Raw genomic sequence first — 9,263 nt, forward strand, 5'->3', positions numbered from 1 at the left:
CCCTGGGGGTTTGAGGCCAGGATCATTGACCGCGAGGGCGCTGATGTACCGGTGGGGGAACCGGGCGAGGTTTTGCTGCGCGGCGACGGGATGACACAGGGTTATTACAAGGATCCTGTCGGAACCGCGGCGGCGTTTGACAGTGAAGGCTGGTTGCACACGGGCGATCTCGCCTATCGCGATGAAGACGGCTATTTTTTCATGATCGGTCGCTCCAAGGAGCTGATCATCAAGGGCGGCGTGAACATCGCGCCCAAACAGATCGACGAAATTCTCGAGTCCCATCCTGTGGTTTTGGAGGCGGCCGCGGTCGGGGTGCCTGATCGGCATGTCGGCGAGGATGTGGTGGCGTTCGCCGTCCTGCGGAACGGGATGCGTTGCGACGAACGGGAGCTGCTGAGCTTCTGCGAAAGCCATCTGGGCTATTTCAAGACTCCGGCGCGCATTTATTTTGTTGCGGATTTGCCGAAAGGCCCCTCGGGAAAAGTGCAGCGGCTGCGCCTGACGGAAGAGGCGGAAAGACTGACGGCCGCCGGCGCGCTGGCACAGGAACGATCCGGCGCATCGGCCGCAAACGCCGCAGGCGGGGAGTCCGGCGACGGCTTGCCGCTGGAGCGGATCATCATTGACATCTGGGCCGACCTTCTCGCGGCGCCGCACATTGGCCCTGACAGCAATTTTTTTGCGCTGGGCGGGCAGTCATTGCAGGCCATTCAATGCCTCTCGCGCCTCCGTGAAAAGATGCCCGTGCTGCTCTCGCTGGCGGATTTTTTCGAAAACGCCACCGTGGCGCACCTGGCGGCGCTGGTGCGGCGCCGGCTGGAGGCGCAGCCGGCGCACGAGCAGGCCGGCGACGTTAACGCCCACGCCGATTTGCAGCCGATCCCGGTGCGGGACCGCGCCCTTCCGTGCCCGCTGAGCCTCGCCCAGGAGCGCCTCTGGTTCATGGAGCAGCTCAGAGGCGAAGAACCGGCTTACAACGAGGCCGAAGCCGTGCGCCTGAAGGGCAAGCTCGATGTCGCCGCGCTGGAACGCGCGTTCAACGCCGTCATCAAACGCCATGAGATCCTGCGCACGACGATCGAGGCCAAAGGCGGCCGGCCGATGATGATCGTTCATGAGACATCGCCCCTGGACTTTAAAAAGATCAGCCTGCGGGAGCTCGAGGCCAGCCAGCGTGAAGCCGAATTGGCGCGGTTGTTGGTCGCAGAACCGCGTCGGCCATACCACTTGGACGTGGAACCAGGCGTGCGCGTGACGCTCGTCGAAATCGATGCCGAAGATCACGCCTGCATCGTGATGCTGCATCACATCGTTTGCGACAGCGCCTCATTGGGCATCCTTTGGCGCGAATTGACCCTGTTATACGAAGCCTTCCGGAGAGGGGAGCCTTCGCCGTTGCCGCCTTTGCCGATCCAGTATGGCGACTATGCCGTTTGGCAGCTTCAGCCCATTCAGCAAGACCGCTTCGATGAAGATATCGCCTTCTGGCAAGAAAAATTGCGGGGTGTGCCGCCGCTGCTGGACCAGCCGACCGATCGGGTCCGACCGGCGGTCTTTTCCTTTCGCGGCACCAAGCGGAATTTCGCATTCGACGGCGCGCTGGCAACCGATCTGCGGCTGCTTTGCCGGGAGCAGCGCGTCAGCCTGTTCACCGTGTTTGCCGCGGCGCTCAGCACGGTCATGTATCGTTATACCGGCCAGGACGATATCCTGGTGGGGATTCCGATTGCCGACCGTGAACGGCCCGAATTGCGGCCGCTGATCGGCTTTTTGCTCGATACCCATGTCCTGCGCACGAACCTCAGCGGCAACCCCACATTCCGGGAGCTGATGGGCGATGTGCAGCAGAATGTGGCCGGCGTCTATTCGCACCGGGCCGTGCCGTTCGACCAGGTCGTGTCCGCGCTGAAGCCGGAGCGCAACCAGAGCTATTCGCCGCTCGTCCAGGTGATGTTGAATTGGCGCGATCGCGACGATCAGCCGCAGTTCATCGGACTGCCGGGGGTCGTGACCGAAGGGCTTCTGGCTCAAGCCAAGATCGCCAAATTCGATCTGACCCTGACTTTGACTGACACCGGGAGCGAGATCTACCTGGAAACGGAGTACAGCACGGATCTGTTCGATGAGGACCGCATCGAGCGGCTGACCGGACATTTGCGGACGCTGCTGGAAGGCGTTGTGGCGGACGCCGGGCAAAGAGTCGCCGATCTTCCCTTGCTGCCGGCCTCCGAGCGCCAGCAGCTGCTGGTCGAGGGCACGGCGACGGCGGATTATCCGCGGGAGCGCTGCATCCACGAGCTGTTCGAGACGCAAGTCGAACAGGCGCCTGACGCTGTTGCGCTGGTCTTCGAGGACCAGCGTCTCACCTATGCGGAGCTCGATGCGCGGGCCGACCGGCTGGCGCATCATTTGCGCGCTCTTGGCGTGGGGCCGGATGTGTTGGTGGCGCTCTTTTTGGAGCGCTCGCTCGACATGGTCGTCGGTATGTTGGCCGTGCTGAAGGCAGGTGGCGCCTATGTTCCGCTCGACCCGCACCATCCGCGCAGCAGGCTCGCTTATATGCTGGAGGATGCGCAGCCGCTGATCCTGCTGACGCAGGAGGGCTTGCAGTCCGAACTGCCGCCTCATCGCGCTCAGCTGGTGGTGATCGACGGCGATGCGCCGTTCGCGGCGGCACCGGCGGCCGGCCGCAGCGCACGCCCCAGCGATCTTGCTTATGTGATCTACACGTCAGGCTCGACCGGCACGCCGAAAGGCGTCGAGATTACGCATAGCGCGGTCGTCAATATGCTTGAGTCAATGCGCCAGCGGCCAGGTCTCGATGCCGCGGACAGGATGCTCGCCATCACCACGCTGACCTTTGACATCGCCGTTTTGGAGATATTCCTGCCGCTGCTGTGTGGGGCATGCGTCGTCATTGCCCCCGCCCAGACCACCGGGGACGGTGGGGCGTTGATCGATCTGATCGCGCAATCGGGCGTGAGCGTCATGCAGGCGACGCCCGCGACCCTGCGCATGTTGCTGGATGCGGACTGGGCCGGCGCTCGTGATTTGAAGATCTTGTGCGGCGGCGAAGCCTGGACGGCCGAACTTGCCCGTCCGCTGCTGGCGCGCTGCGGCTCGCTCTGGAATATGTATGGGCCGACGGAGACGACAGTGTGGTCGGCGGTTGCCCAGGTGGAAGCCGGAAGGCCGGTGGTGATCGGGGCGCCGATCGCCAACACATGCCTCTATGTGCTGGATCGCGCCTTGCAACTGGTCCCGGTCGGCGTCCCCGGCGAGCTTTATATCGGTGGCGCCGGGCTGGCGCGGGGCTATCTGCGCCAGCCGGAACTGACACGTGAACGTTTCGGCGTGGATCCCTTCGCGGCGGAACCGGGGCAGCGTATGTATCGCACTGGTGACCTGGTCAGGCGGCTGCCGGACGGATCGATCGAAATGCTCGGCCGTCTTGATCATCAAGTGAAGATCCGGGGCTTTCGCATTGAGCTTGGCGAGATCGAGGCGGCCCTGGCAAAGCATCCTGCCGTGCGCGAGGCGGTGGCGGTGGCGCGCGAGGAGACGGGCGGGAAGCGCCTGGTCGTTTATGTGGTGGCCGACGGCGACGACCAACTGGCCGGGAGCTTACGGGCGCATTTGGCGACGCATGTACCTGAATACATGGTGCCGGCGGCCTTTGTGCGGCTTGAGGCGTTCCCGCTGACGCCCAACGGCAAGATCGACCGCCGGGCGCTGCCGTCGCCGGATGATCAGGCTTATGCACGCGCCGGCTACGAAGCGCCGCAAGGGGAGACCGAGACTGTGCTGGCGGCGATCTGGGCCGAATTGCTTGGTGTGGAGCGGATCAGCCGTAACGATAATTTCTTTGAGCTCGGCGGGCATTCTCTGATGGCGATACGAGCACTGACAAGAATCCAGGAAAAAATGGACGTGTCTTTAAAAGTTCAAGGCATATTCGAAAATCCCCAGCTCTATCGGATGGCGGAACAAATCATCTTGGCCCAACTTTCAAAGTATGACCCGGATGAATTGGCAGCGATTCTTGATCAAGTGGCAGAGATAGGTTGATGCATAAGCGTTTGCTGCCTGGTCGAGCCGATATGCTTTTGTTTTTTCTTTTTTGAAGGTTGGGGATATTGAGGTGCGGAACTCAATGCTAGCCGGGTTGACTGCCGAGCAACGGTCGGCACTCTTGCAGGCGGCCCGGCGGGCCAATCTCCATCGTGCAGAAGACGGCGCAACGGCGGTCGCCAAGGCTGATCGGCGGTTCGCGATTCCCCTTTCGTTCGCGCAGCAGCGTCTGTTGTTCCTGGCGCAGATGGACGGGGGCAGCGAAGCCTATCACGTCCCTCTGGGCTTCCGGCTGCGCGGGCCGCTGGATGAGCGCGCGTTGCGTGAGGCGCTGAACGCTCTGGTGGCGCGTCACGAGGCGTTGCGTACGACCTTTGTGCTTGAGCAAGGCGATCCGGTGCAGCGCATCGGCCCCGCGGCGGCAGGCTTTGCGTTGGCGATCCACGACCTGCGGGGCCGGGCGGACGCCGAAGAAGAGCTTCGGTATTTGGCGTCGCAGGAAATGTCCGCACCGTTTGATCTGAGCCGTGGTCCTCTGATCCGGGGCCGGTTGATCCATCTGCGGGCCGATGAAGCCGTGCTGCTGCTGACGATGCATCACATCGTGTCGGACGGCTGGTCGTGCACCGTGCTGCTGCGCGAGCTGGGCGCGCTGTACCGTCAGGCGCCGCTGCCGTCCTTGCCGGTGCAATACGCGGATTACGCGGTGTGGCAGCGGCGCTTTCTATCTGGGGATCGTCTGGCGGCGCAGAGTGCTTACTGGGAGAGCCGCCTTAAGGGTGCGCCTTCGTTGCTCGAACTGCCGACGGACCGCAGCCGTCCGGCGCATCAGCAGTATGAAGGCGACGTGGTGGCGGTGACAGTGGACGCAGAGCTGACGGCGCGCCTGAAAGCGCTGGGGCAGCTTCATGGTGCGACGCTGTTCATGATGATCCTGGCGGGCTGGTCGCTGTTGCTGTCGCGGCTGTCGGGCCAAGAGGAGGTGGTGGTCGGGACGCCGACGGCGAACCGCGGCCAAAGCGAGATCGAGGGGTTGATCGGGCTTTTCGTCAATACGCTGGCGCTGCGTCTGGAGCTGCCGGGGGAGCTGAGCGTCGCGGCGCTACTGGGGCATGTGAAGCAGCGCGCGCTGGAGGCGCAGGAGCACCAGGGCCTGCCCTTCGAGCAGGTCGTCGAGCTGATCAAACCGGAACGCAGCCTGTCCTGCACGCCGGTGTTCCAGGTGATGTTCGACTGGCAGAACAACGAGGCGGCACTCGATCTTGGGGGCGCTCTGTCCGTCGATTTCGAAGCGCCGTCCTGTACGATCGCGAAGTTTGACCTGTCGCTGGGGCTGAAGGAGGTTGATGGCCGGATCGTCGGCGGCTTGCGCTATGCCACCGCGCTGTTCGACCGCGAGACGGTGGAACGGCATGTGGGTTATCTGCGCGAAGTGCTGTGGGAGATGACGCAGGACGTAAGCCAGACAGTGCAGCAGGTGCGCCTGCTGCCGGCGCCCGAGCGGGAGCGTCTGCTGGTTGAGTGGAACGCGCCGGCGGCCGAATTCCCCGCAGATCATTGTGTCCATGAGTTGTTCGAGGTGCAGGTGGCCAGGAGCCCCGATGCCATCGCGGTGCGCTTCGACGACCAGCGGCTCAGCTACGCCGAGCTGAACCGCCGCGCCAACCAGCTGGCCCATCATCTGCGCACGTTGGGCGTCGGGCCGGACGCCCGGGTCGCGCTCTGTCTGGACCGTGGGTGTGAGATGATCGTCGGCTTGTTAGCCGTCCTCAAGGCGGGTGGCGCCTATGTGCCGCTCGATCCGGCCTATCCCGCCGAGCGCCTCGCCTTCATGATCGAAGACAGCACCCCCCAGGTGTTGCTCACCCAACGGGCGGTTCTACCTTCCCTCGGTCGTCTGCCGGACCGCCTCCCGGTCCTCGTGCTCGACGACCGCTCCCCGCCTTGGGCCGCATCGCCGGTCACGAACCCCGAACCCGCCGCCGCCGGCCTGACCCCAGCCAATCTCGCTTATATGATCTACACATCGGGATCCACGGGGACGCCCAAAGGGGTTCTCATTGAGCATCGTGCTCTGGTCCAGCATTGTCTTGAGTGCCGGGACTTCTATGGATTGACGCCCGAAGACCGTGTCCTGCAATTCGCGTCACTGAGCTTTGACGCGGCCATTGAGCAGATTCTGCCACCGTTGCTGAGCGGCGCGTGCGTGGTCCTGCGCGAGGCGCTGGTTTGGGATCCTGTCGAATTTCAGAAAAAGCTCGCTGAGTTTGGCCTGACGGTTATCAACCTTCCGCCGGCTTATTGGCACCAGCTGGCGGATGGATGGGCCAACGCCGTCGAACCGGTTTCCGCCCACCAGTTGCGGCTGGTGATTATCGGCGGAGACGCCATGTCCCTACAGACCCTGGAGCTATGGCAGAAGGCGCCACTTAACAGCGTACGCCTTCTGAATGCCTATGGGCCGACCGAAGCCGTTATTACGGCGACGAGTTTTGAAATCCCCGCGCGTAATATTGGAGACCCGCTGCGCGAACGAATTCCCATCGGTCGTCCGCGCGGGGGGCGCCAAATCTATCTGCTTGATCGTCGGGGCCGATTGGCGCCGCTGGGGGTGACCGGTGAGCTGCACATCGGGGGGGGACTGCTGGCGCGAGGATATCACAACCGACCCGAGCTGACGGCGGAAAAATTCATTGCCAATCCGTTCAGCAAAGAAGCGGGAGCTCGGCTCTACCGGACGGGTGATCGGGCCAGGTACTTGCCTGATGGCGCGATCGAATTTCTTGGCCGTCTCGATCATCAAGTGAAAATCCGCGGTCACCGCATCGAACTTGGCGAAATCGAGGCGGCCTTGGCACAGCATCCCGCTGTGCGCGAGGCGGTGGTGCTGGCGCTGGCTGAGGAGAGCAGGAAGCGGCTGGTGGCCTACGTGGTGGCCGACAGCGATGACCAGCTCGCCAGTACCTTGCGGGCGCATCTGGCGGCACGCGTGCCGGACTACATGGTGCCGGCGGCCTTTGTGCGGCTTGATGCGTTCCCGCTCACTCCCAACGGCAAGCTGGACCGCCGGGCATTGCCCGCGCCGGACGATGAAGCCCATGCGCGCGAAACCTACGAGGCGCCGCAGGGCGAGACCGAGACGGCGCTGGCGGCGATCTGGGCAGAACTGCTTGGTGTGGAGCGGATAAGCCGTAACGACGACTTCTTTAATTTGGGCGGTCACTCGCTCCTGGCACTCCGCGTCATCAGCGAAATAAATAAGACGCTGAAGCTGCATTTGAATGTTCCGACCTTTTTTATGAACCCAACGATCAAGCGGTTGGCAAGGGAGTTTGAGCACAGTCATCACGTCCGAACGGAACCACGGGTCGTGACATTACGGACGGGACGCACCGGTTTGCCGATATATTTGATGGGAGCCAGGCCGGCCGAACATCGAATCGCGCAATTGATCAATGGGGATCGCCCTATTTTCGCGATCGATACGCTAATTCCGGTGGAATGGCTTTCCGCGATCGCGGCGCCGGATCATGCGGCGCCGTCGACAATCGAACGGATGGGCGCGCTCTACGGCAACGCGCTGTTTGCGCATGCCGGGTCGTCTCCCTGCGTCATCGCGGGATACTCCTTGGGAGGCAAGCTGGCCTTCGAAGCCGCGCATGGGCTACAGCGCAGCGGGGGCAAGGTCGCCTACGTGCTTCTCGTCGATGCGTCGGCGTTCGCCTCGAGCAGTTTCACCCTCGGGCCCGCATTGGAGAGTTTTCGGTGGATCTGGCGCCGTGCCGCAGCCCGTACGGTCAGTGATCCCTCGTTCATGCGTAGAATGTCTGCGTCGCTCAGCGATTCCTCGCGTTTGGCCCGATGGCTGCTCAGGCGGATACCGGACATGACGCGGCATCGCTTCGACCTCGTCAGGCGCCGTTTAGACGCATTGAACAACCGCTCCGCGCCGGAGCTTCGCCCTTCAGGCTATTTCGATGATGAGGGTATCGCGATCGATGCTTCGGTCATGACTCGGCTAACTTACCTGGCTGCAAGGTCATGGCGCCGACTCCCGCTGGATTCATCCGGCGTGCTGATTCGCGCGAAGAATCAGCACGACATGCTGCCCGGCCGCGACCCTATCAATGGATGGGGTGGCCTCTTCACGCGGGGCCTGGAAATCGTTCAAACCGAAGGAGATCATGACTCGATGTTTAACGATGCAAATACTGCGGAATTGGCGCGGCAGCTGAATTTAATACTCGACAGATATGAGCCCGCTGGGTCGCCGGCGAGAGTTGCGGACGGTCATATCCTCGATCATACGTCGACGTAGAGGGCTGATCTCAGCCAGCGCAGGCCCCAAAACTCTAAAAATTCAGACAATTGTAAAGTCCGCCATTTCACATGTGTTTTCACCCGTGCGGATATCTCTATAATTTCGATTCGAGATTGCAAAAAGACCGGGGCGGTTTTTTCCAACATGATCCGGGGGAGTACTGTTAGCCAGAACATGAGGCCCCCATTAACCTGCTGGGCCGCCCCGGCACGCTCCCGTGTACGGACAATGTGGCAAACCGGCAGGCATTCATAATGTTGGGGTTTTATTCGAGCCTTGTGATTACCTTCATCAACACTTTCTCTGTCTCTACAGTGTTCCCCCGCTGAAAACGATGCTCGGCGAACTTGATGGCGCGACGGATACTGAACAGATCCCTATGCAGCGGCACATATATCTCCGGGGCTTTTTCGGGGTCTATACTGTCCGCGCGCACAATTTCAACCGCGAATAATTTGCGGGCACGCTCAAACAGTTTTTGAAAACCTTGGCTAACATATTGGGAGGGGGCACTCATTGCAGATGTCTCTTGGACTTTTTGTTGCTGTTAGCTTCACATAGCTACATAAGGTCGGACTGCACAAGAGAACGTTTCAAGGCTCACTATGTGTGGTTCTGTCAGAACTCGCGCCAATTAGCCCAGTTGGCCCATGGGTGCGGCGCTGGTGGGCTCCCCAGGCTACGAGAGTGGCGGGTTCCGACGTTTTCTCACTCATTCACGGCCTTGGGTACTGGCGGAACGCCACGTTGCTGACTATCAGGCGGCGCTGCTCACGGATCTGGGCATACCGCCCGAGCGCCTCGCCTTGCCAGCGCAGCCCTTGCGGCCTTCCCTGCCGGGCATGCTTGGGCCGACGCCAGCGGGGCT

Annotated in this window: 4 protein-coding genes; 3 read left to right on the plus strand and 1 reads right to left on the minus strand. The window is 62.1% G+C overall.

What is annotated here, in order from left to right:
- Together VGG47_RS01695 and VGG47_RS01700 are read left to right on the plus strand one after the other, a co-directional pair.
- The coding region (locus VGG47_RS01695; protein WP_331535133.1) for an amino acid adenylation domain-containing protein at nt 1-4,071 on the plus strand (4,071 nt) is incomplete at its 5' end.
- A gap of 85 nt (nt 4,072-4,156) precedes the next feature.
- Complete coding sequence (locus tag VGG47_RS01700) at nt 4,157-8,392, plus strand: amino acid adenylation domain-containing protein (RefSeq protein ID WP_331535134.1); 4,236 nt, start codon at nt 4,157-4,159, stop codon at nt 8,390-8,392.
- Nucleotides 8,393-8,660: 268 nt separating this feature from the next.
- Here VGG47_RS01700 and VGG47_RS01705 read toward each other — a convergent pair whose 3' ends face one another.
- Entirely contained in the window at nt 8,661-8,912 is a 252-nt protein-coding gene (locus VGG47_RS01705; protein WP_331535135.1) for a hypothetical protein, read from the minus strand.
- Nucleotides 8,913-9,060: 148 nt separating this feature from the next.
- Here VGG47_RS01705 and VGG47_RS01710 point away from each other — a divergent pair.
- A partial coding sequence (locus VGG47_RS01710; protein ID WP_331535136.1) for a hypothetical protein occupies nt 9,061-9,263 on the plus strand: 203 nt, incomplete at its 3' end.

The sequence above is a fragment of the Acidocella sp. genome (assembly GCF_036489515.1).
In the GTDB taxonomy this organism is placed as follows: Bacteria; Pseudomonadota; Alphaproteobacteria; order Acetobacterales; family Acetobacteraceae; genus Acidocella.

Excerpts from the sequence above, each read along its gene's own strand:
- VGG47_RS01700 (WP_331535134.1), top strand. The coding sequence starts at position 4,157 with ATGCTAGCCGGGTTGACTGCCGAGCAACGGTCGGCACTCTTGCAGGCG.
- VGG47_RS01705 (WP_331535135.1), bottom strand. The coding sequence starts at position 8,912 with ATGAGTGCCCCCTCCCAATATGTTAGCCAAGGTTTTCAAAAACTGTTT.